This window comes from Thermosynechococcus sp. M3746_W2019_013, assembly GCF_015296045.1.
Taxonomy (GTDB): Bacteria; Cyanobacteriota; Cyanobacteriia; order Thermosynechococcales; family Thermosynechococcaceae; genus Thermosynechococcus.
Window position 1 is genome coordinate 64,114 of record NZ_DVDW01000051.1, and the last position, 24,984, is coordinate 89,097.

Below are 24,984 nucleotides of genomic sequence, written 5' to 3' on the forward strand. Positions count from 1 at the left end.
AAATAAAAAAAACATAGGGGGGCGATCGCCATGCTCAGCAAGCTATCCTTTCGCCATAAGCTTTTGCTGGGAACGCTATTGCCCATCGTGGTCATCTACACTGGCCTCTTTCTCTACATTCGCTCGCGGGTCATCCGCCGCAGTACCGCTGACTATGAAGCGTGGCAGCGGGAATTAGCGTCACTCTATGCCCAGCAATTTAGCAATGCTCTACAGGAAATCACGGGGCTGGCAACCACCAGTGCCAATGCCTTAGAAGCGTTTCCTGCCGTCCGTGAGGAGGAGCTGTATTCATTTCTGCGTCGCAATCTCAAAATCAGCCGTTTAGCCTATGGGACAGCAATCGCTTTCACCCCCTACAGCTTCTCCCCTCGCAAACGCTTATTTGCCCCCTACGTCTACAGAGACATACATCGCAACAGACTGGTACAAAAGGACACTGGGCGCATCTACGACTACACCCAGGTCAGATGGGACTGGTACAGGGAAGCTATCCGCACTGGCCAACCGCAATGGAGTGATCCCTACTTTGATGCAGGGGCAGGTAATGCCTGGATGGTGACCTATGCCGTTCCCTTTTACCGCCAGGGGCAAATTCGCGGTGTTGCCACGGTGGATGTGGCACTGCCAACGCTGCAACAGGAAATCGATATCCAAGGGCTACGGCAGGCGCAGTTTTTTGTTCTGGATCGCAAGGGACGGATTATCTTCCACGGGGATCCTCAGCTCATTGGCCAGTCAATCCTCTACATTGCCAAGGAGTACAACCGCAGTGATCTGGCGGCTTTGGCTAAAGCGATGATCAGTGGCCACAGTGGCCATCTTTGGATGACTGATTGGGTCTCCAATGAGCAGCAATGGTTTTTTTACACCCCAATTCCCGAAGTTGGTTGGAGCCTGGCCATCCGGGTGAGGGAAGAGGCGCTGCTGGATTTTATTCATCAAGAAACATGGGCAGGTCTGCTGATACTCGTCGTCTCCTTTGGTTTGATTAGTCTGGTGACTTTGGGGGTTACCGGCTATATGGTGCGCCCAATTCAGAGGTTGGCTGCCGCTGCTCACAAAATTGCCCTCGGCAATCTGGACATTGCAGAGGAGGTAGATACCCACAGCCAAGATGAGTTGGGGAACCTCGGTCGCACCTTTGTGGATATGGCGGCACAACTCCAGGAGAGTTTTGATGAACTCCACCACTTTAATCAGCGGCTTGAAGAAAAGGTGAAGCAGCGTACTGCTGCCCTTGAGGCCGCCAACCAACAACTGAGCGAAAAAGAACGGGTGCTCCATGATCACAATGTTGCCCTTGTTCAGCTCAGCCAATCTCCCCATGTACAGCAGGGGCACTTTCGCATGGCCTTGCAGGAGATTATTCAGGTCACGGCAACAACACTGCGCGTCCAGCGGGCTTCGGCATGGGAACTCCAGGGCGATCGCCTGAAGTGTGTTGTGCAGTATGACCCCGCCGCCAATAACCATTCTCAACCCACGTACCTCACCCATTCCCCCTATCCGGAGTACCTAAAACTGCTGCGTACGGGTGAACCCCTCGTCGTCAATGATTTACTCACGGATCCGCGCACCCACGAACTGCGGGAGTATGCCAGAGTGCAACGGGTGTATTCCCGCATTGATGCCCCGATCATCTTCAATGGCCAATTATTGGGAGTGATCTGTGTTGAGAGTATTGGTGAGCATCGGGTTTGGCTAGTGGAGGAACGCAGTTTTGTCTCCAATGTCGCTGATATTGTGACCATTGCCCTTGCTGCTCATCAACGCCATCAAGCGGAGCGGGAGCTGCTCAAGGCTAAGGAAGCCGCGGAGGCCGCCAATAAAGCCAAAAGTATTTTCCTGGCCAATATGAGCCATGAACTGCGCACCCCCCTCAATGCCATTCTCGGCTTTAGTCAAATTTTGCTCAGCGATCGCACCCTTGCACCGCAGCATCGCCAAACCCTTGAAAAGATTAATCGCAGTGGCGAACACCTGCTGGGTTTGATTAACGATGTCCTAGACATGGCCAAAATTGAGGCTGGACGGATGATACTTCAGAAAACCACCTTTGATTTGCGGCGGATGCTGCGGGATCTGGAAGAGATGCTGAAGGTGCGAGCTGAAGCCAAGGGGTTACGTCTGGTCTTTGATTTGCCTGCTAATCTGCCTGTGGCGGTGACGACCGATGAAATGAAGCTCCGCCAGGTGTTAGTCAACCTCCTGGGAAATGGCATTAAATTCACCAAGGAGGGGAGCGTCTGCCTCAAGGTCAGCTATCCAGCCCCAGATCCCCCTCGCCTTGCCTTTGAAGTCAGTGATACAGGTATTGGCATGACTCCGCAGGAGTTGAAGATGCTTTTTCAGCCCTTTGTCCAAACCGATAGCAGTAAAAAAGTCAGCGAAGGTACCGGTCTGGGGTTGGCCATTAGCCGCCAGTTTGTGCAATTGATGGGGGGGAATATTCAGGTGCGTAGCACCAAGGGGAAAGGCAGCCACTTCTACTTCGAAGTGCCAATTGACCTTGGAGATCCCCGATCGCTACAGCAGGAAAAGGCACAAGCTATTGTTGGCCTGCGATCGCCCACCTCAGAAGTCCGCATTCTGGTGGTGGATGATATTCCTGAAAATCGCCAACTCCTCACTCAACTCCTAGAACCGGTCGGATTTCGTTGTCGCGAAGCTAGCAATGGTCAAGAGGCAGTGGAGATCTGGCGAGCATGGCAGCCCCATGCCATTCTCATGGATATTCGGATGCCCGTCATGGACGGTAAAACGGCCACGCGACAGATCAAGAAAGAAGTGGGCGATCGCCTGCGGCGCGGCGAAGTCGTCTGCTCCCCGAAAATTCTTGCCGTTACCGCCAGTAGCTTTGAGCAGGACAAACAGGAACTGCTGAATCTTGGTTGTGATGACTATATTGCCAAGCCCTTCCATCCGCAAACGATTTTTGAACAACTCGCCGCCCAGTTGCACCTAGAGTATGCCTACGAGGATGCTCTATCCCCCCCAAGTGCCCCCCCTCCTCAGGGACTTGATCCAGCCGCCTTAATGGTGATGCCTCGCCCTTGGATTGCTGAACTCCAAGCCGCCGCCAAAAAGCTCAATGCCAAACGTATTCGCGAACTGATTGCTGAGATCCCACCCGAAGAAGCCGCCTTGATTGCCGGCCTGCAGCAACTAGTGAAAACATTCCGCTTTGATAAGATTGTTGAATTAACGCTGATTTAATGTTCACACTGACGCAACTTTGCCCTACACCATTGGAAAATGCCCGTCAGTTGCACCTCTCATTGACCGCAGAGGAACGGTGTTGCAGTCGTCTCCATTGCCACAGTGATGAGGGGGAGTCACTGTATCTGAAGCTGCCCCGTCAAATCACCCTAGAGCCGGGCGATCGCCTTCGGGACGAGGACGGCACGGTGGTAGTCACAGTTCACGCCAAACCCGAACCCACGCTAAAGGTGATGGCTACCACTCCCCTTGACCTTCTACAGGCCGCTTACCATCTCGGGAATCGCCACGTCCCCTTGGAAATTCACGCCGATTATCTTCGCTTGGGCGCAGATTCCGTGTTGCAAACCATGCTTGAACAGCGGGGCTTGACGGTGACGTTTGAAGTCGCTCCCTTTTGTCCCGAACGCGGTGCCTACCATGCTCACTGATTCAGCGCTTTTAGCCTTGCTTCAGTGGGCGAGTCCGGCTCTACCGATTGGCGGCTTTAACTACTCCGAGGGCTTGGAGACTCTCATTGCCCAAGGCAAGATCACCTCAGCAGCAGCCCTACAGGACTGGCTAAGCTTTGAACTGGCCTTTGGCAGTGCCCACTTGGAAACAGTAGTCATGGTGCGGGTCTATCGAGCGATCGCCAAGGGTGATTTTGACGCCGTTCACCAGTGGAATGCATGGCTCTCGGCTGCCCGCGAAAGTGCCGAACTGCGCGCCCAAAATTGGCAAATGGGAACAGCATTGATCAACCTTGTCGCTGCCCTCGGTCGCTTACCCCCCGAACTTCAGACTGGCCAGCCCTACCCTTGGAATACCAGTGTTGCCTTTTGTATTGCCGCTGCCCTTGCAGACATTCCCCTAGAAAACGCACTTTTAGGCTATCTCCACAGTTGGGTCACCACCCTGATCAATGCAACGGTGAAACTGATTCCCCTTGGTCAGACAGCAGGGCAAGTACTTCTGCGCCAACTTCAGCCGCAAATTCAGCAGACGGTACAGCAAAGCTTAAATGTGACTGACCATCACTTAGACGATAACTTAAACTTAGAAAGCTGTACGTTGGGCTTAGCCCTCGCCAGTATGCAGCACGAAACGCTCTACTGCCGCCTATTTCGGAGTTAATTGTCTAGCCCATGATTTCCGTTGAAACAGCCGTTGACCTTATTCAGCAGCATTTGCCCGCTTGGGGCACAGAGATCATTTCCTTGACTGAGCCTTGGTACAGCAGACTGGCGGTAGCGATTACCAGCGATCGCCCCTACCCGCCCATTGACCGCATCATGGTGGATGGCATTGCCCTTAACTGGGCAGCCTATCAGTCTGGTCAGCGTGCTTTTCCGATTCTGGGGGTGGTTCCCGCGGGTGAAGTACCGCCAACACTCACGGATACGCAAGCCTGTTTTGAAGTTATGACCGGTGCGGCCTTGCCCCAAGGCTGTGATCTGGTGATTCCCTATGAAGCCCTAGAGATTCGCGACGGTGTTGCCCATATCCTACGTGCGGCAGCGTGGTCGTCCTATCAATTTGTCCACCGCTGTGGCAGTGATGCTGCTGCCGGTCAACCCGTTTTGGCCGCTGGTACCCCTTTGCACAGTCCAGCGTGGGGCATTCTTGCCTCTGTGGGACAGACCGAAGTGTGTGTTCAGCGCACCCCCCGCACCCAAATCATTGCTACAGGCAATGAACTGATTGCGCCCCACGAAACACCCCAGCCCCATCAGCTGCGACTCTCCAATGCCTATGCTTTGATGGCCGCCCTCAAGCACCAAGGCTATACCCAAGTCAGCATCACCCATTTGCCCGATGATCCAGTACAACTGGCAACCCACTATTGCCAAGCGAGCCAAGACTACGACCTTCTGATTTACTGCGGTGGCGTTTCCAAGGGTAAGTTTGACTATCTGCCACAACTCTGGCGCAATCAAGGTGTCCAGCAGTATATCCACGGTGTTGCCCAGCGTCCTGGAAAGCCTCTCTGGTTTGGCGTGGATCACCGCCAGCAAACGGCCGTATTTGGTTTGCCGGGGAACCCGGTTTCCAGTTTGGTATGTTTACACCGCTATCTATTGGACATTCCGCCCCTCTATGCCCGCTTGGCTGCTCCCTTCTACTTTGAGAAACCCTTAACCTACTTTTTACCCGTTAAACTAGAAACTACAAAAACCGCTGAGCTGATTGCCCACCCTCGGCCGATGCAAAATTCTGGTGATTTTTTGGTTTTGGCTGATAGCGATGGATTTTTAGAACTGCCTGCCTCTCAAGAAGCCTTTGCCGCGGGCGAGTGCTATCGCTATTTTCCGTGGAGTTAGGAGTCATGGTTGTAACCGGGGCCATTCCTAGACAACATCTGCGGGATACCCAAGGGCGCTCAATTCGCAAGTTACGCCTCTCAGTTACGGATCGCTGTAATTTGCGGTGTACCTACTGCATGCCCCTAGATGCAGCCTTCATGCCTACCCAGACCTACCTCACCCCAATTGAGTATGCCACGATTGTAGCTGAACTGGTGGAACTGGGGATTGAATCGGTGCGGCTGACAGGCGGCGAGCCACTGTTGCGAGCGGAGTTTCCTGAGATTGTGGCCGCTTTGGTAGCAGTGGGTGTACCGGAACTGCGCTTAACCACCAATGGCATTCGCCTTATTCCCTTTTTGCCCCTGCTTGATCGCTATGGTGTACGACGTTTAAATATTAGCCTTGATAGCTTAGACCCCCAGACCTTTGCAGCAATTAGCCATGGCCACCATTTGGAAGCAGTCAAGGAAGCAATTGCCACCGCTGCTGACCAAGGGTTTCAAGTCAAGCTAAACATGGTTGTGATGGCGGGCGTCAATGATCACGAGTTGGTGCCAATGGTGGAGTACGCCAAAGCCTTAGGGGTTGAGGTGCGTTTTTTGGAACTGATGCGCATTGGCCATGCCTGCCACTTGGGGAGTGATCGCTTTGTTAGTGCCGCCACCATGATTGAGCACCTGCGCCAGTACTACGATTTGCGTCCTGTCCCTCGTCCTCAAGATTCCACCTCGTTTAACTTTGAGACCGCCTGTGGGGCTCAGATTGGCTTCATTGCTTCAGAATCGCAGCCCTTTTGTGGCCACTGCTCTCGCTGGCGATTGTCGGCAGATGGTGTCTTAAGGGCGTGTCTATTTAAAGAAGCGGGGGTTTCCCTGCGGGGCTTGAGCAAAGCTGAACGCTATGCTGCCTATGGGCAAGTGTTAGGAATGAAACCCAGCCTGCGCAGCGCAGAAGTTCACCATGCGATGCACCAAATTGGAGGCTAAGAGAATGCTCTCCCACATCAATGAGAACCAGCAACCTCAGATGGTGGATATTAGCGAGAAATCGGTAAGCGATCGCCGGGCGGTGGCAGAAGCCCTCGTTGAATTGCCGCCTGTCTTTCAGGCCTATAGGGAAGGGGAGGAGCTCTTCCTGAAAAAAGGGCCGGTGCTGCAAACGGCAATTATTGCCGGCACAATGGCGGTGAAACGTACCGCCGCAGCCATTCCCTTTTGCCACCCGCTACCCATTACCAGCTGTCGTTTTGAAACCCACATTGACTCCCTGGAGAGTGGCCTTCGGATTCGCCTGCGCTGTGAAGTCAAAACCCGCGATCGCACCGGGGTGGAAATGGAAAGTCTGCATGGAGTGACGATTGCAGCCCTAACAATTTATGACATGTGCAAAGCCCTCAGTCCCCAAATTGGGATTCGGGAGGTGCGCCTTCTGGCCAAAAGTGGTGGCAAGAAAACCCTAGGTCAATATCCCCTCTTTGGTCTTGTGCTCACCGGCGGCCAAAGTCAGCGCATGGGACAGGATAAAGCTCTTCTTGACTATTACGGCCAACCCCATGCCCAATACCTCTACAACTTGTTGGCACAATACTGTGAACAGGTCTTTCTTTCAGCCCGAACCAATCAATGGCAGGGAACGCCCCTTGCTGATCTGCCCACTCTCCCAGACACCCTTCCCCAGATTGGGCCAATTGCCGGTCTCTTAACTGCCTTGCGCGCCTATCCCGAAGTGAACTGGTTCGTGGTGGCCTGTGACTTACCCTATTTGACCGCGGAAACCCTTGCTCCCCTACTGCACCACTACCGCGAAGATGTGGTGGCCACTTGCTATCACCATCCCCAAGAGGGCTTCCCAGAGCCACTGTGTGCGATTTATACCCCCCAAGCTCTGCCAGTGTTTGAAGCTGCCTATGCAGAGGAGATCTACTGCCCTGTGAAAATTCTCCAGCGATCGCCCTGCCAGTGCATCACCCCACCTCAGCCGACGATTACTGCCAACATCAACACCCCCGAAGAGTATCTTGAAGCTCTACACCATGTCCGACGCCCCTAAAACACCTAGAACAATTTACTTGCGCTACTTTGCCCAGCTGCGGGAGCAAAGCGCACGGGAACAGGAGGAGCGAGTGACCACTGCCCAAACCTATGGTGAGCTATACCAAGAACTAAAGACCCAGTACGGGTTTACCCTTGATCTGGCTCAGATTAAGGTTGCGGCTAATGATACGTTTGTGGCACTGGATCAACCCCTACGAGCTGGAGATGAGGTCGTCTTTATTCCCCCCGTTGCTGGGGGTTAACTAACCGATGGTGATTCAGCAGTTTTCTCTAACTAATACACCCCTAGAGCCAGCCCAGCTGTGGCAGCCCCTTGCCAGCTTGAGGGCCGGTGCCTTTGTTAGCTTTGAGGGCTGGGTACGCAATCACAATCACGGCAAGATCGTCACTGCCCTAGAATATGAGGTCTATCCCGCCTTGGCCCTCAAGGAAGGGGACCAAGTTCTAGCAGAAGCCATTGAGAAATTTGACTTGCTGGGGGCGATCGCCTGCCATCGCTATGGAAGACTCACTCTTGGCGAGATTGCTGTCTGGGTAGGGGTAACGGCACCTCATCGCAAACAAGCCTTTGCTGGTGCGGCCTACATCATTGATGAAATCAAACACCGCCTGCCCATTTGGAAAAAGGAATACTATTTAGATGAGCCAGCGGTTTGGGTATCTTGTCGTAACCATTGCCATTCCAGTGCTCTTTAAATCCTCTTTAACGGGAAAAGTCATTCCCATGGCAGCAGCAAATAAACATAAATAAACATAAACAGTGAGGAAATCTCAGGTTATCCCTTCTGAAGGTTGATGTGCTACACAGAATCGAGAATTTTCCAAAGCTGTATCACTGAATACCCTTTTCTATGTAGGAATCGCATAGCATTGGGGGCGGTTAAACCATTGAGGCACAGAGGGAATGTTGCGACTGGATCAGTTGCAATCCTTTTTGGCTATTGCTGAAACAGGAAGCTTTCAGGCGGCAGCGCGACGGTGTGGAGTGACACAGCCAACAATTAGTCGGCAAATTCAGGCCTTAGAACAATGTTTTGGGATGCAACTCTTGCACCGCTCGAACCCAGTCAAATTGACAGTGGCAGGAGATCTCTTTTTGCACCGCGCTCAGCGCATTTGCCAAGAGTGGCGGGCAGCCAATGCTGAACTCAAAGCCATGCAAAATGGCCAGCAGCAGGAACTCTGCATTGCTGCTATTCACTCCATTTGCCGCTACTTTTTGCCCGGACTGTTACCAGCGTTTTGCCAAGCGTTTCCCAAAATGCAGTTGCGAGTAACAGCCCTGGGGAGCGATCGCGCCCTCAAGGTTCTCCAAGACGGACTAGTGGATTTAGCCATTGTCATGGGCGATCGCCACCTTTTAAAACAGTCTGAGTGGGTAGTTGAACTCCTCTACAGTGAGCCAGTGCAAGTGCTAATGGCTGCTGAACACCCCCTCGCGGTTAACGAAACCTTGCCATGGCAACTATTGGCCACTTTTCCCCATGTAGTGTTCAAAGACGGCTATGGCATGCGCCGCTTAGTCAACGAAGAATTTAGCCGTCGAGGCCTGTCTTGGCAACCTGCCCTAGAACTCAACACTCCTGAGGCTTTTATTGCGGTGATTCGCGAAAGTGAAATGGTGGCTTTGCTACCGCGCTCAGCTCTCCAGGAAGCTCTCGAGGATCCCACCCTAGTGATTCGTGATTTGGCGGCACCCCCACCGCCGCGGCAAGTGTTGGCCATTACCACCCGCGATCGCCTGACCTTACCTCCTGTTGCCCAATTGCTCAAATTGATCCGCGAGCAGGCTGCCCATGAGTCTTGTCTTTCGTGATTTGCTAAAAAAAGTTGGCAGTGGCGCCCATACCCATAAAGACCTAACCCGCGCTGAGGCAGCCTTAGCTTTGCAACTGATGCTGGAGCAAGTGGCAACCCCTGCCCAAATTGGGGCGTTTCTGATTGCCCATCGGATTAAGCGACCCACCCCAGAAGAGATGGCGGGAATGCTCGACACATACAACAAGCTGGGTCCCAAGATTCCTGCCGTTGAGACCAGTAGCCCTGTCATGATCCTGAGTCAGCCCTATGATGGTCGCGATCGCACCTTTCCGCTCAGCCCCTTGACAGCACTGGTTCTGGCCGCTGCTGGGATACCAGTACTCCAACATGGGGGCGATCGCATGCCCACGAAGGAGGGAACTCCCCTGCTGACGTTATGGCAATGCCTAGGGGTGGACTGGTCGACACTTACCCTAGGGCAAGTTGCCCATTGCCTAGCGCAAACCAACTTAGGCTTTGTCTACCTGCCGCGACACTTTCCTGCTGCCCAAGGACTAGTCCCCTACCGTGAGCAAATTGGTAAACGCCCCCCGATTGCCACACTGGAATTAATCTGGAATCCCTACCAAGGTCAAAGCCACCTCGTGGCAGGGTTTGTCCATCCACCAACTGAAACAATCATGCGCGATGCCCTCCACCTCCACGGCATTCAGGAATTTACCACCGTCAAAGGCCTTGAAGGCAGTTGTGATTTGCCCCGTGAACGGACCGCAATTATTGGCCTTGCTCGTAAGGGCGATAACCCTTGGCAGCGCTTGCATCTACATCCCCAAGACTACAGGATGGCCGGCAGGAATGTCCCATGGCCAAAGAACACAACAACCGCTGCCCAGATGATGGCTGCTGTTTTAGAGCCAGAGGAGCAGCCCCTGACCACCTCTGTCCTCTGGAATAGTGGCTTTTACCTGTGGCAGGGGGGCAAAGCCAATAGTCTGGATGAGGGAATAGCGCTAAGCAGTGAATTGCTCTGCAGTGGTGCTGTAGCTCAACAGTTGCATCGGTTGCAAACTACCTTGGAAAAATTCTAGGGATCTGCCAATTGACGATGCTTGAACTCCAACTCATCACAGCGTCATCCTTGGGTCCTGACTTACTCCTGTGCTCCGATAGTTTCCTGAAACAGTCTGACTGCAACTTTGCCAAGACCTCAGACCAGACCAAATTCCTGTAACGCTGGCCAAAAATTGCGATTTTCATGACCCGGCTGGCTGAGTTTAAGGAGAGCAAAGCGTTGCAGAGGCGTCAAGGCCGCCCATTTTTCTACCGTCAGGCTATGGTGGGGTACCTTCGTCAGTTGTTGTTGAATTACCTCTGGCAGTTTAGTGGTGATATTCCAAGGGTAGGGCTGAGAAATTTCTAAGTCACTGGGGGGACTGCCATGATTTTTGGTCACCCAATCTCGCAGTTGCTGGCGATAGTTTGCCTGATCTTCAGGGGTATCGCAGGGGGTCACCACTAGCCATTGTCGCTGCTTGTGGGAGAGCTGCAACCAGTGGAGCAACTTGAGCTTAACCCCACACACATCCAGTTTGTAGCGGACAATCATGGGTATACAGCGCAATGAAGATGCAAATTCAGCTTCAAAATCAAAGAAGTAAGACATCGATAACCACAGCTCTCCACAAAGAATTAGATTCTACGACTGCTCAAGGGCAATTCCATTTTCCTGCACCAGGGAGATATGGGGGCTCTGCTGCAATTTTACGGGCAACACCTGCACGGCACAGGCTTTGAGTTCTGGCTGCTGTGAGATTGGACAGGCAATTGGGTGAGTAAGTTGGTTGACCTCACCACTCTTGGCAAAGAGAAAGCCCCAGTGCATGGGCACAAAAAGCGTCCCCGGACGAATGGCTTCGGTTATGGTTACGGGTAGGCATACTTGACCGCGGCGCGATCGCACTTCTACCCAATCCCCCTCCTTGAGGTCTAAGGTGGCGGCATCTTCGGGGTGCATTTCCACAAAGGGATTGGGGTGCATTTTTTGAATTTTGGGGATGCGACCGGTGCGGGTTTGGGTGTGCCAGTGGCCATAAAGACGACCAGTGGTCAGGGTAAATCTATAGACTTTGTCGGTGGGTTCAGCTACGCCTTGACTGTGGGCAAGGCAAAAGACTGCCCGTTGATTGGCGGTGTGAAATCGCCGGTCTGTATAGAGGCGCTTGGGTTTGCGAGCTTCTTCATCGCTCATCCCCACAGGACAGGGCCACTGCAAGGGCCCTAAACGGGCGAGGCGCTCGTGGCTCAGACCCGATTGATCGCAGGGACGACCGGCAGTAAGTTGGACAAATTCAGCATAGACGTCAGCGGCAGTGGCAAAGGAAAAGAGACGTTCGTACCCCAAGCGGCGACCCACCTCAGCAAAAATTTCCCAGTCGGGTCGAGCAAGACCGGGGGGCGAGCGAAAGGCGGGGGAAAGGGTAACGCGACGTTCGGAGTTGGTCATGACACCCGTTTTCTCGCTCCATTGAGCTGCAGGCAAAATCAGATGCGCATAGGCTGCCGTTTCAGTGGGAAAGTAGGCATCCTGATAGACAGTAAAGGGAGATTTGAGAAAGGCTGCCTTGGCGCGCTCTAAATGGGGAAAACTGACCGCAGGATTCGTGGCAGCAATCCACAATAAGCCAACCTCTCCTCGTTCTAAGCCTTCCACAATTTGCCATGCGGTGCGACCAGGGCGATCGCTAAGTTGCCCCCGCGGTAGTCCCCAAAAATCCTCCACCTCTTGGCGATGCTGGGGATTGGTGACTTGGCGATAGCCGGGCAACAAATGGCTCAAACCGCCGGCTTCGCGTCCCCCCATGGCGTTGGGTTGCCCTGTCAGTGAAAAGGGTCCGCTCCCCGGGCGACCCATTTGCCCCGTCAGCAGGTGCAGGTTAATCAGACAGCGAGCTTTAGCTGTTCCTTCAGCGGATTGGTTAATGCCCATTGACCAAAGGGAAAGCACCGCTTGGGCGTGACCCCAATAGCGAGCCGCCTGCTCTAGATCGCCTTGAGCAATGCCACAGCGTTCTGCCACCCAGTGCGGCGGGTAGGCCGCCAGGAGCTTCACATAGTCGGCAAAACCTTCGGTACACTCTTCAATGAACTGGGCATCTACGTGTCCCCATTCCAGCAGCAGATGACCAATGCCGTGGAGCAAATCAATATCTGTGCCTGGGCGGATGGCCAGGTGGAGATCCGCGACTTCCGCTGTGGGGGTCCGCCGTGGGTCGACCACAATCAGCTTGACGCCCGCATCTCGCTTGTGGTGATTGCGCAGGCGGTTAAAGACGATGGGGTGGCACTCAGCGGTATTGGTGCCAATGAGAAAGGCACATTCGGTGGCCTCCAAATCGTCGTAGCAACAGGGGGGACCATCTGCGCCGAAGCTGGCTGTGTAGGCTGAGACCGCCGAGGACATACACAGTCGGGAGTTAGCATCGAAGTTGTTGGTCCCGAGGCACCCCTTCAGGAGTTTTTGTGCCACGTAGTAGTCCTCGGTTTGAAATTGCCCCGAACCGTACATACAAATCGCATCGGCTCCCTGTTCACAGCGCACCCCCTGGAGGCGTTTCACAAGGCGAGTCAGGGCTTCATCCCAAGAAATCACCGTAAAGGGGTGATCGAGTCGCTCCCGCCAGAGGGGATAGGCCAAGCGATCGCGATCAAGGGCTTCCATAATAGTTGCCCCCTTCACACAGACCATACCCTGGGACGAGGGATGCTGGCGATCGCCACGAATTTTGTAGGCTCCCTTGCCTTGGGGCACAGCCTCTAGGCCACAGCCTACACCACAGTAAGGACATAGCGAGGACACTGGGGTAAGCATACTTTACTTATTGCCCAAAGCGAGTATACAGAAAGTCAAGCACCTGGTTACGCAGATCGTAGTACTGCGGGTTTTCAAGAAGCCGCGATCGCCGGCGGGGGCGTGGAAAGGGAACCTCGACAATCTCACCGATGTGGGCAGCAGGGCCATTGGTCATCATCACCACCCGATCCGCAAGGTAGAGTGCCTCATCAATGTCGTGGGTAATCATAAGTACCGTCAGCCGGTGGCTGCGCCAAATTTTTAGGAGTTCATCCTGCAACTCTTCCTTCGTGATGGCATCGAGGGCACCAAAGGGCTCGTCTAGCAGCAGTACCTCCGGTTGAATCGCCAAGGCACGGGCGATCGCCACCCGTTGCTTCATCCCCCCCGACAGTTGAGCGGGGCGTTTGTGGGCCGCCGGCGTCAGGCCCACCAGTTCCAAGTATTCCTCGACGATTTGGCGACGGTGTTGGCGCGTCTTCTGGGGATAGACCGACTTCACTGCCAGTTCAACGTTTTCGTAGGCTGTCAACCAAGGCAGCAGCGCATAATTTTGAAACACCATCATGCGATCCGGCCCCGGACGGCGCACGGGCACCCCATTGAGGCTCACTTCTCCCTGGGTGGGGGTTGTAAAACCAGCAACTATGTTCAAGAGGGTGGTTTTGCCACAGCCAGAATGGCCAATAAAACAGACAAACTCACCACTGCGCACCTCAAGGTGAATATTCTCCAGCACCACATGGGTACCATTGGCACTAGGGTAAGACTTGCTCACCCCTTCAATGCGCAGGTGTTGGGTAGCAGTCAGCTTTGGATCAAGGCGATAGAGAGTTTCCATAGGTTCTCGGCGTCAAGGACAACAAAACTTAAACGGCAACAACCGCTTGGAGGTCAATCGTCTGAATATTGAGAGCACGGCGGAGGGTCGTCGCTTCAATGTAGCTGAGAGGGTCATTGGGATCAAAAAACAGACCATCAAAGAGGGCAAAGGGGCAACAATCCGGTTCATTATCTAGCATCCTTAGCGCTCGCGCTGCCGCCCCAAAGAGATCCACCCGCCAGACCTGTTCGACGATTTCCAGCCAGTTCTTCGGGAAGGGAGTGAGTTGCCAGCGAGCTAACTGGGTGATGATCCACAGGGCTTCCAAGCGCCCAGGAAAGGGGGAGCGATCTACATAGAACTGGTGAAACCGGGGTTGAAAGGCAGTAGCTATGCCCTCCCCCCGCTCCAGGGGCTGAACAAAACCCGCATAGGCATCCGCCGGTGTACAGCCCACATACTCTGGCCGACAAAGCAGTTGGGCAATTTCAGGGCGATGCTTGATTGTATCGCAATATTCACAGGCCTCTATCAATGCTTTGATCAGTGCCTGGTGTTGCTGCGGGTTGGCCTGCACCCAGTCGGGACGCAGACCCAAAACTTTTTCCGGGTGCCCCGGCCAAATATCCAAATCCGTAGCAACAATCACCCCAATCCCCTCGCGCACTGCATGGGAGTTCCAGGGCTGACCAACACAAAAGCCACTGATGTGACCGGCCTTGAGGTGATAAACCATTTGCGGCGGGGGCAGTACCAGCAATTCCACGTCTTGGTCAGGGTCAATGCCTGCGGCGGCAAGCCAGTACCGCAGCAGGAGGTTGTGCATTGAGGCGGCATGGACAACCCCGAAACAGGGGCGATCGCCGGTGCGCTGAATGTAGGCTCGCAAGTCCTCAGCGGTTTTTACTCCCTGTGCCCAGAGCTTGCGACTAAAGGTGATGGCATTGCCATTGCGACTCAGGACCAAAGAGGTCATCAGCGGTTGTGAAGGCTGACCGTTTAGCCCCAAGGTCATGGCTAAGGGCATTGCCGCCAACATTTGCCCCCCCGTCAAGCGACCCGTGATCACCCCCATCACCAAGTCTTGCCAGCTTTCTTCACGGTGCAGCGTCACATGGTCAAGGTTGTACTTGGCAAAAAAGCCCATTTCCTTGGCAACAATGAGGGGGGCGCTGTCCATGAGGGGAATAAAGCCAAGGGTCAGTTCTCCAGGGGTAGTTGGCCCAATGGCCGGTACCGCCAAGGAAGAACGGCGGCGTTTCTGCTGATTGAGAAAGGCAATCATCTCATTGCGCAGGCCATAATAGCTGGGATGATTCAAAACATCATGGCGATTGCGGGGGCGGGCAAAAGGAATTTTCAGAATTTGGCCGATGTGGGCTTCAGGGCCATTGGTGAGCAGCACCACCCGATCTGAGAGGAGCAATGCCTCATCCACATCATGGGTCACCATAATGCAAGTGGTTTCGCTGCTTTGGCACACCTGCATTAACTCATCCTGCAAGGAGCCTCGGGTCAAAGCATCGAGGGCACCAAAGGGCTCGTCTAGCAGCAGTACCTCCGGTTGAATCGCCAAGGCGCGGGCGATCGCCACCCGTTGCTTCATCCCCCCCGACAGTTGGGCGGGGAATTTCTCGCGAGCTTTACTAAGGTGCACCTGTTCTAGGGCCGCCTCTACCCGCTGTCGTTGCTCTGCCTTGCTCAAATGCCCCAGCACCGCCGCCACTGCCAGGGCCACATTTTGGTACACGGTTTTCCAAGGCAGCAGGGAATAGTTTTGAAACACCACCATGCGATCTGGACCGGGTTCCGTCACCTGCCGCCCGGCCATCACCACACCACCACTGGTGGCCCGCTGAAACCCAGCAATAATGTTTAGAAGTGTCGATTTGCCACAACCAGAGTGCCCCACCAAGGAGATAAATTCCCCTTTTTGGACCTCCAGTTGGATATTTTTAAGGGCAATGTAGCGATCGCCCCCGGGCAGTTCAAAGACCTGATCCACATGGTCAATTTCAAGAAACGGTAAAGACTTGGCCATAGGGCTAAAAACCTAATGCTTGACAGTAGGAGAAAAGGGGAGAGGATGAGTTAGATGAGGAGGCTAGGAATGCGGCTCTTCACCGTGGCTAAGCAGGCGGCCCACAAAGGCCACTGAGCGATCCAGCACCAAGCCGACAATGCCGACATAAATCACAGCAACGATAATTTCACTAACCAGAGAACTGTTCCAGGCATCCCAAATAAAGAAGCCAATACCGACACCGCCAATGAGCATCTCCGCTGCCACAATGGCCAACCAGGATAGCCCGATGCCAATCCGCAGCCCCGTAAACACATAGGGTACCGTTGCGGGCACCAGAATATTTAGGAAATATTCCTTGCGAGACAGCCGCAAGACCCGCGCTACATTTTTGTAATCCTTGGGAACTTGCTGCACACCGACAATTGTGTTGATAATAATTGGCCAAATGGCGGTAATGAAAATCACAAAAATTGCTGCCGGTTCATTGTCCCGTAAAGCCGCCAAGGAGATGGGCAACCACGCCAGGGGCGGCACCGGACGCAACACCTGCAAAATGGGATCCACAGCATCGTAGAGCACCCGGCTAGAGCCAATCAACATTCCCAGAGCCACACCCGTGATTGCCGCCAAGGAAAAGCCAATCGCCACTCGCCGCAGACTCGAGAGAATTTGCCACCCCAACCCTACATCCGTGCCGCTACCTTTGTAGAAGGGATCAACAATGAGCTCCCAAGTTTCGGCAATGACGTTGAGGGGGCTGGGTAAGCGCAGTAGCCCCGTCATACAGACAAACTGCCAAATGACTAGAAAACACAGCACCCCCAAACTGCCCAGCACTACCTTGCGCAATACTGGCGATCGTTGCAGTTTTTTAACCCAGCGCCGTTGCCCAGATTGACCTAAACCTAGAGAACGAATTGCCATTGTCGTCTACCCTGCTGCTGTAGATCTAAACTTTCTTCAGACTCAAACTACTCAAATAGGCTTGGGGATTTTGGGGGTCAAAGGCGACCCCATCAAAAAAGGTTTCTACTCCGCGGGAAGTGGTGGTCGGAATTTCCGCTGCCAGTACCCCGATGGCCTTAGCGGCCTCCCGCCATAGATCCTCACGGTTCACCTGCTGAATTAGGGCTTTGGTATCCGTCTGCGCCGGTAAATAGCCCCAGCGTATATCCTCCGTCAAGAACCACAACTCATGACTTTGGTAGGGATAGGAAGCATTGTCCCGCCAGTATTTTTGCATCAGGTTCTTATCCTCTAGGGTGCGACCATTGCCAAAATCAAACTTGCCGAGGGAGCGATCCAAAATGTCTTCCACGGGCACCTTAAACCACTCCCGCTTCGAGAGAATTTGTGCCATTTCCGGTTTGTTTGCATCCTGATCACACCACCGCTGGGCTTCCATAACCGCCATGAGCAGGGCTTTGGTAGCCTTTGGATGTTTATCGACCCAATCCGCGCGCAATGCCAAGGATTTTTCAGGGTGGTCTTTCCACAACTCCCCGGTGGTAACGGCCCCCCAACCCACCTTCTGATTGACGGTTTGCAAGGGCCACGGCTCACCGACACAAAACGCCTCCATCGTCCCTGTTTTGAGATTGGCTACCATTTGCGGTGGGGGGACCACAATTACAGACACGTCTTTTTCAGGATCAATGCCACCGGCAGCCAACCAGTAGCGCATCCACAGGTCGTGAGTGCCCCCCGGAAAGGTTACCGCAACTTTGATGTTCTCCTCTTGGTTGCGGGTGCGGCGTTCAGCTCGGGCTTTAGCAAAGGCTTCTTTGAGGGGACTGCTATCGGTGCTAACATCGAGCCCTTTGTAAGTATTGGCCAAGAGAATCCCCTGACCATTGGTGTTTAACCGTGCCAGAATGTACATGGGTACTTTTTTGCCACCGGTAATGGTTCCAGCCGTCATCAGGTAGGGCATCGGTGTGAGGATATGGGCACCGTCAATGCCGCCTCCGCCAGAACCCAAGACCAAGTTGTCGCGGGTCACGCCCCAGGAGGCCTGCTTAATTACCTCCACATCGGGCATCCCGTACTTGGCAAAAAAGCCCTTTTCCTTGGCAATAATTAGAGGAGCCGCGTCCGTGAGGGCAATAAAGCCAAGTTTTGCACCCGTCACCTCTGGGGTTTCTGCTATGGTGGTGGGTTGGACAACGTCACTAGTTTGCTGGCTGTTGCTACAGGCGTGGGAAATTAATGTTGCAGCTGCTGTGGCGGCAGTGGTTATCAGAAAGCGACGCCGCGAAAAATTTGCCATCGATTTACAACTCCTTCAGTTTTTAGGGAATCAATAGAGTCAATGCAGTCAATAGCGGAGAATGCAGACAGTGTTAGGAAACCATCATGGCCACCGCCAGGGTGGGTACGGGAGGCACTTCCAACCCCCTTGGTTTTGCCCCAAATTGCTCAATTAGCAGTTGCCGCAGTACTTCAGGCAGTTCATCACAAGGAATCCCTTTTTTGATACAGGTGCCCAGCTTGGCATCCTTACCAACCTTGCCGCCCATGTACAAATCCACGGCATCCACAGTTTCGCCATTGCGGCGGGTTTTCGTGCCCATGAGGCCAATGTCGGCCACTTGGGGTTGACCACAGGAGTTGGGACAGCCGGTCCAATGAATACGCACTGGTTGGGCAAGTACCAGTTGTTGATCTAACCAGCGGGCAAGGGCAAGGGCACGATTTTTGGTTTCAATGAGGGCGAAGTTGCAGAATTGTGCGCCAGTACAGGAAACAAGGGCTCGCTCTAGGGAGGGGGGTTCCGGCCGAAACTTGCCAAGGAGGGGTTCCCGCAGCAAGCTCGGCAAAACGGCATCGGTCACATGGGGAATGATCACGTTTTGCTCCACCGTGAGGCGCACTTCTGACTGACCATACACTTGGGCAATCCGGGCTAGTTCGCAGAAGTCAGGGGCATAGAGCCGCCCCACGGGAACGTGCAATCCCACATAGTTTAAGCGCCGCTGCTTTTGGCGATGGACCCCCAAATGATCCTGCTTGTCCCAGGCGATTTCATCCTTGGGGGCGGCACTTAGAAGTGCAAAGGGAAGCTTGGCGGCAACGGCGGCCCGGAATTTTTCCATGCCCCACTCGTCAATGAGCCATCTGAGCCGCGCCTTTTGGCGATTTCCCCGCAGGCCATGGTCACGAAAAATTTCCAGGATGGCACGGCAGAGGTACACCACAGCCTCATCGGGAGGCACCCATGCATCCAGGGGTACAGCAGCCGTGCACCGGCGGGCAGAGAGGAGACCCCCCACCAAGACGTTGAAGCCCAAACGCCCTTGCCGATAGGCAGGTACAAAGGCAATGTCGTTAATCTCGGCGTGGACGGAGTTATCCCGACCGCCCTCAATGGCAATGTTAAATTTGCGCGGCAAGTTGCTAAATTCAGGGTTTCCCTGACCATTGTTGGTAATCATGGCCTGCAACTTCATCAGTAGGGGGCGGGTGTCAATGAGTTCGGCCGCATCAATGCCCGCCACGGGGGAGCCAGTTAGATTGCGCACATTGTCCATCCCCGACTGAACTGAGGTGAGGCCACAGGCGCGGAGTTGCTCGAGGACTTGCGGGATATCCTCAATGGGTAGGCCGCGAATCTGAATATTTTGGCGGGTGGTAATGTCACCGCTGCCGTTCTCGCCGTAGCGATCCACAATTTCGCCGAGGGTTCGCAGTTGCTGACTGGTGAGAATACCGTTGGGCACCCGCAGCCGCATCATGAACTTGCCAGGGGTGACGGGACGAAAGAAAATCCCTAACCACTTGAGACGGACATCGCGATCGGCTTCAGGAATGTTTTCCCAACCGATGGCTGCAAACTTTTCTAACTCCTGTTTAACCGCCAAGCCATCTTTTTCTTTTTTAATGGCTTCGATTTTGTTGCTCACGATTGTTGCCCTTGTCTTTAATAGGTTCTTTGAAAGCTAACTTTAGCCACATCAATCGTGAATATTTGTAAATATTGCTACACTTGTTTTTTCAATATGCATTTTTCGTATCATCAAGATACTCAGGGTGTATCTAGCGCTAAATTCAGGGCGGGGGCTAAATCTGCTCAAAAACTAAAACAGTCAAAATCAATGTATGACAAGACTAGATTGGTTGAATTGGTTGAGGTAGCCCGTTTTTAGAAACAGGCTATTGCTGATCATAAATTGACAATCATTCAAGAAAAAAATAAAAAGCTGCACCCTTATAGATTCAGCGAGGATGCAGCAGAAAATGCTTTATTACGGATTATTACGGATCGGCCGGTGTGTCTAAGTGCCAGAGGTCCAAGAGTTCATGTACTCCACCTGTTCAGGGGTGAGGGTGTCAATGGCAATGCCCATGGCTTGGAGTTTTAAACGGGCAATTTCCTGATCCACTACTGCAGGAATGGGGTGGATGCCGGCAGCCAGGTGACCTTTGTTTTTAACGAGATATTCACAGCCAAGGGCTTGGTTGGCAAAGCTCATATCCATGACACTGGCGGGGTGGCCTTCGGCAGCCGCAAGGTTAATCAGGCGGCCTTCACCCAAAACAATGATGGATTTGCCACTAGGGAGAATGTATTCCTCGGTGAAGTTGCGGACGACACGGACTTCCTTGGCAAGCGTTTTCAGGGTGGCGAGGTCAATTTCGATGTCAAAGTGACCGGAATTAGCAACCATTGCTCCATCTTTCATGACGGCAAAGTGCTCTGCCCGAATGACATGTTTATTCCCCGTCACGGTGATGAAAATATCCCCCAGGGGTGCAGCTTCGAGCATGGGCATGACGCGGAAGCCATCCATAACCGCTTCAATGGCGCGCACGGGATCGATTTCGGTGACAATCACATTGGCACCCATGCCCCGTGCCCGCAGAGCTGTCCCTTTACCGCACCAGCCATAGCCAGCTACGACAACGGTTTTGCCGGCAAGGAGAATGTTTGTTGCCCGAATAATGCCATCTAGGGTGGATTGACCCGTGCCGTAGCGGTTATCAAAGAAGTGTTTGGTGTCAGCATCGTTGACGTTAATGGCAGGGAAAGTCAGGACGCCATCGCGGAACATGGCCTTGAGGCGGACAATCCCGGTGGTGGTTTCTTCGGTGGTGCCAATAATCTCGCTGAGCTGGTGCTGGCGCTCCTTGACGAGGGTGGCAACCACATCACAGCCGTCATCAATGATGATGTTGGGGCGGTGATCAAGGGCAATGTTGACGTGGCGCCTGTAGGTGGTGGTGTCTTCCCCTTTCTGGGCAAAGACCGGGATGCCGTAGTTCACTACCAAGCTAGCGGCCACATCGTCTTGGGTGGAGAGGGGATTACTGGCAATGAGCACTGCATCGGCTCCTCCGGCCTTGAGGGCGATCGCCAGATTAGCGGTTTCTGTGGTCACATGGCAGCAGGCGGCCAAGCGAATACCTGCAAAGGGCTTTTCTTTCTCAAAGCGATCGCGAATTTGGCGCAGTACTGGCATTTCCCGACTGGCCCATTCAATCCGTTGCTGCCCTAAAGGGGCAAGGCTCAAGTCTTTGACATCGTGACGAACAGGGGCTTCAGATTTTATGGGAGAAGACACCATACTGCGGTTCCTGAAAAAGGCTACGGCTCCCCATTATACGCAAGAATTGCCTAGGGGGAATTCTTCCGCAAGGCCCAACTGGTAACCGTACCACCGGGAACAATGGGCAAATTCACGGTGGCAATTTCCAAAAGATACCCTTTGCGATTGCGAAACTGAAAGGTGCAGATATCCACCCCCACCCGTTGGCAGGCCATCAGTTCGCTATAGCCCTGACTGAGCAGATAGGCCACAGTTGGTGTTGTCATTGTTGGATTCGCCATTGCTGGATTGACCACGGGTTGCCAACCACGCTCAATGAGACGTTGACGGACATCGGCATAACTCATGCCTTGGCGTAAACGCGGTACCCGCTGGGCAAGGGCACTCGGCGCAAAGCCCACCCCTGCTGCCAGTAAAGCAAGGGCAATGATGCGTTTGAGCAATACCATAGCAATTGGTGATAACAATTGGTGGTTAGATGCCAACTGTTATACGCTGCAACGGTCAGGTTCATACAGGGTTGAGGATGGACTTAAGCCCCCACGGCTTCTTTGGCGGCGTAGAGGACGTCCACAGTAATCTCGCTAATCCCCCGTTCGCGAGCAAATTTTTCAGTGTTGCGCTTTACCTTGCCGCGCACAAAGCCCGGAATCTTGTTCAATTCCGCTAGCCCATCCGCTGTCCATGTCAAATCCGAGTCGGCGGAGAGTCCTTTGTGAATCACTTCCTTGGTATCATGGCCACCAAAAATCTCTAGCAGGTGGTCTTCCATGCCCAAGGTGAAGGAGTTGTAGATTAAGTCTACCAGTTGATTGGTGCCCTCGTAGCCCAAGAAGGGCCGATAGCCCACGGGAAAGTCTTGGATGTGGATGGGGGCAGCAATGACACCACAGGGAATGTTGAGGCGTTTGCCCACATGGCGTTCCATTTGCGTGCCAAAGATAGCAGCAGGTTCAACGCGGGCGATCGCGTCCCCAACCGCTGTGTGGTCATCGGTAATCAGTACCTCGTCACAAAAGCCCGCCACCTCTGCCCGGAACCAATCGGCGTCGTATTTACAGTAGGTGCCTGCCCAAACAACGTGGATACCCATTTCCCGACTGAGAATTTTTGTCATCGCTGCTGCATGGGTATTGTCCCCAAAAACAACCGCCTTTTTACCAGTGAGGTTTTGGCAATCAATGGAGCGGGAGAACCAAGCGGCTTGGGACACCTCCTGTGTTTGCTGCTGGATAAAGGCTTCATAGTTCACATTTGCCCCCTGAGCATTGAGCACCCCTTGAATGGCACGGATACAACGGGCGGTTTCTACCACACCCATTGGCGTAATGCGGACGCTCGGCTGGCCAAATTCCCTTTCTAGGTATTGGGCGGTGAGGCCACCAATTTCCCGATAGGGGACGAGGTTAAACCACGCTTGGGGGAGTCGCGCCAGATCCTGGACGCTGGCCGCCGCAGGAATCACCAAATTCACCTGAATGCCAAGCTCGGCCATCAGTTGCTTTAGTTCGCGGCAATCGTGCTGGTTGTGGAAGCCGAGGGTGGTGATGCCGATGATGTTGACGCTAGGGGTGGGGGTTTTGCTTGTCACTAAGGTGCTTTGGCGGCGGGCTTTGTCAATATAAAACTGAACGATTTGCTCAAGGGTGCGATCGGCGGCCTGCAATTCGTTGACGCGATAGTGATTGACATCCGCTAAGAGAACATCGGCAGTCGTGCTGAGGCTGGCGCGCTGGACAAAGTTTTGCAAGTCTTCTTGCAGAATGCTGGAGGTACAAGTGGGGGTGAGCACAATTAAATCAGGGTGCTCTTCAGTGTCTTTGCGGGTGATATTGTCCACGACTTTTTCTTGGGAGCCGCGTGCTAAGACATGGCGGTCCACAATACTGGCGGTGACAGGTGTAAAGTCGCGCTCTCGTTCGAGCATTGATCGCATGACGTTGAAGTAGTCATCCCCAAGGGGCGCGTGCATAATGCTGTGAACATTTTTGAAGGAACTGGCAATCCGCAGAGTACCAATGTGGGCAGGCCCTGCATACATCCAGTAGGCAAGTTTCATCGCGTCAACTCCTGGGGCAAAGGTGTTTTGATGTCCGATCGCGATCGTAGCGAGGCTCTTTCCCTAGCTCACCAACACGTTGCAAAACTTGAAGGAAGTGGGAAAGCCGCTTAACATACCAACATCTTTCCTCTCTCCCGTAAAATTGATAAATACTGCAATTCCAACTTAGTTTGCCCCTTTTAAGGACACCCACGCATGGTTGCTTGCGAATTTAGCCCCGGTCTTGACGGTATTCCCGTTGCTCAATCGGCCATTAGCTATGTGGATGGCCAAGCAGGCATTCTTGAGTATCGCGGTGTCCCGATTCAGGAACTAGCGGAGAAAAGCACGTTTTTGGAAACCGCCTTTCTCTTGATTTGGGGCTACTGGCCGAACAAGGAGGAGTTGGCGGCCTTTGAGCACGATATTACCTACCACCGCCGCGTTAAATATCGCATTCGCGACATGATGAAATGCTTTCCCGAAAGTGGCCACCCCATGGATGCGCTGCAGGCCTCGGCGGGAGCCTTGGGATTGTTCTATTCACGGCGGGCACTCGACGATCCAGAGTACATTCGGGCAGCGGTGATTCGCCTTCTGGCAAAAATTCCAACGATGGTGGCGGCCTTTCAACTGATCCGCAAGGGAAATGATCCAGTCATGCCCTGTGATGAACTGGACTATGCGGCCAATTTTCTCTATATGCTGAATGAGCGGCGGCCGGATCCCTTTGCAGCGCGGGTATTTGATATTTGCTTGATTCTCCACGCGGAGCACACGATGAATGCCTCTACCTTCTCGGCGCGGGTGACGGCCTCGACGTTGACAGACCCTTACGCCGTGGTTGCTTCAGCGGTGGGTACGCTGGCAGGGCCACTCCACGGGGGCGCCAATGAAGATGTGATCAATATGCTCGAAGAAATCGGCAGTGTCGAGAATGTTCGTCCCTATGTGGAAAAGTGTATCCAAAATAAGATCAAAATTGCTGGGTTTGGCCACCGTGTGTATAAGGTCAAAGATCCCCGCGCCACGATTTTGCAAAAGTTGGCGGAGCAGTTGTTTGATAAGTTCGGCGGCGATCGCTACTACGACATTGCCCTGAAACTGGAGGAAGTGGTGGGCGAATACCTCAGCTACAAGGGAATTTATCCCAATGTAGACTTTTACTCTGGTCTTGTCTATCGGCGGTTGGGAATTCCCAGTGATTTGTTTACGCCGGTGTTTGCGATCGCCCGCGTCGCCGGTTGGCTAGCCCACTGGAAGGAACAACTGGAGGCCAACCGTATCTATCGCCCCACCCAAGTCTATACGGGTGCTCACAATCAGCCCTATGTGCCCATGGAGGAACGGAATCATCGCCCCTAACTCTTGAT

At 53.6% G+C, this 24,984-nt stretch carries 21 protein-coding genes; 11 read left to right on the plus strand and 10 right to left on the minus strand.

Annotated features, from left to right (window positions below):
* The first annotated feature begins 30 nt into the window (after positions 1-30).
* The 10 genes from IGQ16_RS09575 to IGQ16_RS09620 all read left to right on the plus strand — a co-directional run bounded on the left by IGQ16_RS09575 (position 31) and on the right by IGQ16_RS09620 (position 10,413).
* A complete protein-coding gene (locus IGQ16_RS09575) occupies positions 31-3,219 on the plus strand; it encodes an ATP-binding protein (protein WP_297061229.1) in 3,189 nt (1,062 codons plus the stop codon).
* Positions 3,219-3,653, plus strand: a complete 435-nt coding sequence (gene ureE, locus IGQ16_RS09580) for an urease accessory protein UreE (protein WP_297061231.1) — start codon at positions 3,219-3,221, stop codon at positions 3,651-3,653. Before IGQ16_RS09575 ends, ureE begins: the two co-directional genes overlap by 1 nt.
* A complete protein-coding gene (locus IGQ16_RS09585; RefSeq protein ID WP_297040635.1) occupies positions 3,643-4,338 on the plus strand; it encodes an urease accessory protein UreF in 696 nt (231 codons plus the stop codon). Before ureE ends, IGQ16_RS09585 begins: the two co-directional genes overlap by 11 nt.
* 11 nt (positions 4,339-4,349) lie before the next feature.
* Entirely contained in the window at positions 4,350-5,525 is a 1,176-nt protein-coding gene (locus IGQ16_RS09590; RefSeq protein ID WP_024124230.1) for a molybdopterin molybdotransferase MoeA, read from the plus strand.
* 5 nt (positions 5,526-5,530) lie between these two features.
* Positions 5,531-6,496 carry a GTP 3',8-cyclase MoaA gene (moaA, locus tag IGQ16_RS09595; RefSeq protein WP_024124229.1) on the plus strand — a complete coding sequence of 322 codons (966 nt, stop codon included), beginning with the start codon at positions 5,531-5,533 and terminating at the stop codon, positions 6,494-6,496.
* Between the two features lie 4 nt (positions 6,497-6,500).
* Positions 6,501-7,559: a cyclic pyranopterin monophosphate synthase MoaC gene (gene moaC, locus IGQ16_RS09600; RefSeq protein WP_024124228.1), complete on the plus strand. Its 1,059-nt coding sequence runs from the start codon at positions 6,501-6,503 to the stop codon at positions 7,557-7,559.
* Positions 7,543-7,806, plus strand: coding sequence for a molybdopterin converting factor subunit 1 (gene moaD / locus IGQ16_RS09605; RefSeq protein ID WP_041428977.1), 264 nt, complete (start codon positions 7,543-7,545; stop codon positions 7,804-7,806). The genes moaC and moaD overlap by 17 nt, the downstream gene beginning before the upstream one ends.
* Positions 7,807-7,813: 7 nt before the next feature.
* A complete protein-coding gene (locus tag IGQ16_RS09610; RefSeq protein ID WP_024124226.1) occupies positions 7,814-8,260 on the plus strand; it encodes a molybdenum cofactor biosynthesis protein MoaE in 447 nt (148 codons plus the stop codon).
* A 208-nt stretch (positions 8,261-8,468) separates the two neighbouring features.
* A complete protein-coding gene (locus IGQ16_RS09615) occupies positions 8,469-9,380 on the plus strand; it encodes a LysR family transcriptional regulator (RefSeq protein ID WP_024124225.1) in 912 nt (303 codons plus the stop codon).
* On the plus strand, positions 9,361-10,413 hold the full coding sequence (locus IGQ16_RS09620) for an anthranilate phosphoribosyltransferase family protein (protein ID WP_297061234.1): 1,053 nt from the start codon (positions 9,361-9,363) through the stop codon (positions 10,411-10,413). The genes IGQ16_RS09615 and IGQ16_RS09620 overlap by 20 nt, the downstream gene beginning before the upstream one ends.
* A gap of 119 nt (positions 10,414-10,532) precedes the next feature.
* Here the strand turns inward: IGQ16_RS09620 and IGQ16_RS09625 are convergent, their stop codons facing one another.
* The 10 genes from IGQ16_RS09625 to bchB form a co-directional block, all read right to left on the minus strand.
* Positions 10,533-10,988 carry a nitrate reductase associated protein gene (locus tag IGQ16_RS09625; protein WP_297061236.1) on the minus strand — a complete coding sequence of 152 codons (456 nt, stop codon included), beginning with the start codon at positions 10,986-10,988 and terminating at the stop codon, positions 10,533-10,535.
* Positions 10,989-11,021: 33 nt separating this feature from the next.
* Complete coding sequence (locus IGQ16_RS09630; protein WP_297061239.1) at positions 11,022-13,193, minus strand: molybdopterin oxidoreductase family protein; 2,172 nt, start codon at positions 13,191-13,193, stop codon at positions 11,022-11,024.
* A 7-nt stretch (positions 13,194-13,200) separates the two neighbouring features.
* Positions 13,201-14,016 (minus strand): nitrate ABC transporter ATP-binding protein, encoded by an 816-nt coding sequence (locus IGQ16_RS09635; RefSeq protein WP_297061242.1) that lies wholly within the window; start codon positions 14,014-14,016, stop codon positions 13,201-13,203.
* 28 nt (positions 14,017-14,044) lie between these two features.
* On the minus strand, positions 14,045-16,039 hold the full coding sequence (locus tag IGQ16_RS09640; protein ID WP_297061245.1) for a nitrate ABC transporter ATP-binding protein: 1,995 nt from the start codon (positions 16,037-16,039) through the stop codon (positions 14,045-14,047).
* Between the two features lie 63 nt (positions 16,040-16,102).
* The gene (ntrB, locus tag IGQ16_RS09645; RefSeq protein ID WP_297061247.1) at positions 16,103-16,948 is read right to left on the minus strand and encodes a nitrate ABC transporter permease; all 846 of its coding nucleotides are present in this window, start codon (positions 16,946-16,948) and stop codon (positions 16,103-16,105) included.
* Between the two features lie 25 nt (positions 16,949-16,973).
* The gene (locus IGQ16_RS09650) at positions 16,974-18,293 is read right to left on the minus strand and encodes a CmpA/NrtA family ABC transporter substrate-binding protein (RefSeq protein ID WP_297061250.1); all 1,320 of its coding nucleotides are present in this window, start codon (positions 18,291-18,293) and stop codon (positions 16,974-16,976) included.
* 73 nt (positions 18,294-18,366) lie between these two features.
* Positions 18,367-19,926 carry a ferredoxin--nitrite reductase gene (locus tag IGQ16_RS09655; protein WP_024124217.1) on the minus strand — a complete coding sequence of 520 codons (1,560 nt, stop codon included), beginning with the start codon at positions 19,924-19,926 and terminating at the stop codon, positions 18,367-18,369.
* 372 nt (positions 19,927-20,298) lie between these two features.
* A complete protein-coding gene (gene ahcY, locus IGQ16_RS09660) occupies positions 20,299-21,573 on the minus strand; it encodes an adenosylhomocysteinase (RefSeq protein ID WP_367116127.1) in 1,275 nt (424 codons plus the stop codon).
* Positions 21,574-21,638: 65 nt separating this feature from the next.
* On the minus strand, positions 21,639-22,019 hold the full coding sequence (locus tag IGQ16_RS09665) for a hypothetical protein (RefSeq protein WP_024124215.1): 381 nt from the start codon (positions 22,017-22,019) through the stop codon (positions 21,639-21,641).
* A gap of 83 nt (positions 22,020-22,102) precedes the next feature.
* The gene (gene bchB / locus IGQ16_RS09670) at positions 22,103-23,629 is read right to left on the minus strand and encodes a ferredoxin:protochlorophyllide reductase (ATP-dependent) subunit B (RefSeq protein ID WP_297061253.1); all 1,527 of its coding nucleotides are present in this window, start codon (positions 23,627-23,629) and stop codon (positions 22,103-22,105) included.
* A gap of 198 nt (positions 23,630-23,827) precedes the next feature.
* Here bchB and IGQ16_RS09675 point away from each other — a divergent pair, with 198 nt between their 5' ends.
* Positions 23,828-24,976: a citrate synthase gene (locus IGQ16_RS09675; protein WP_297061256.1), complete on the plus strand. Its 1,149-nt coding sequence runs from the start codon at positions 23,828-23,830 to the stop codon at positions 24,974-24,976.
* The last annotated feature ends 8 nt before the right edge of the window (positions 24,977-24,984 follow it).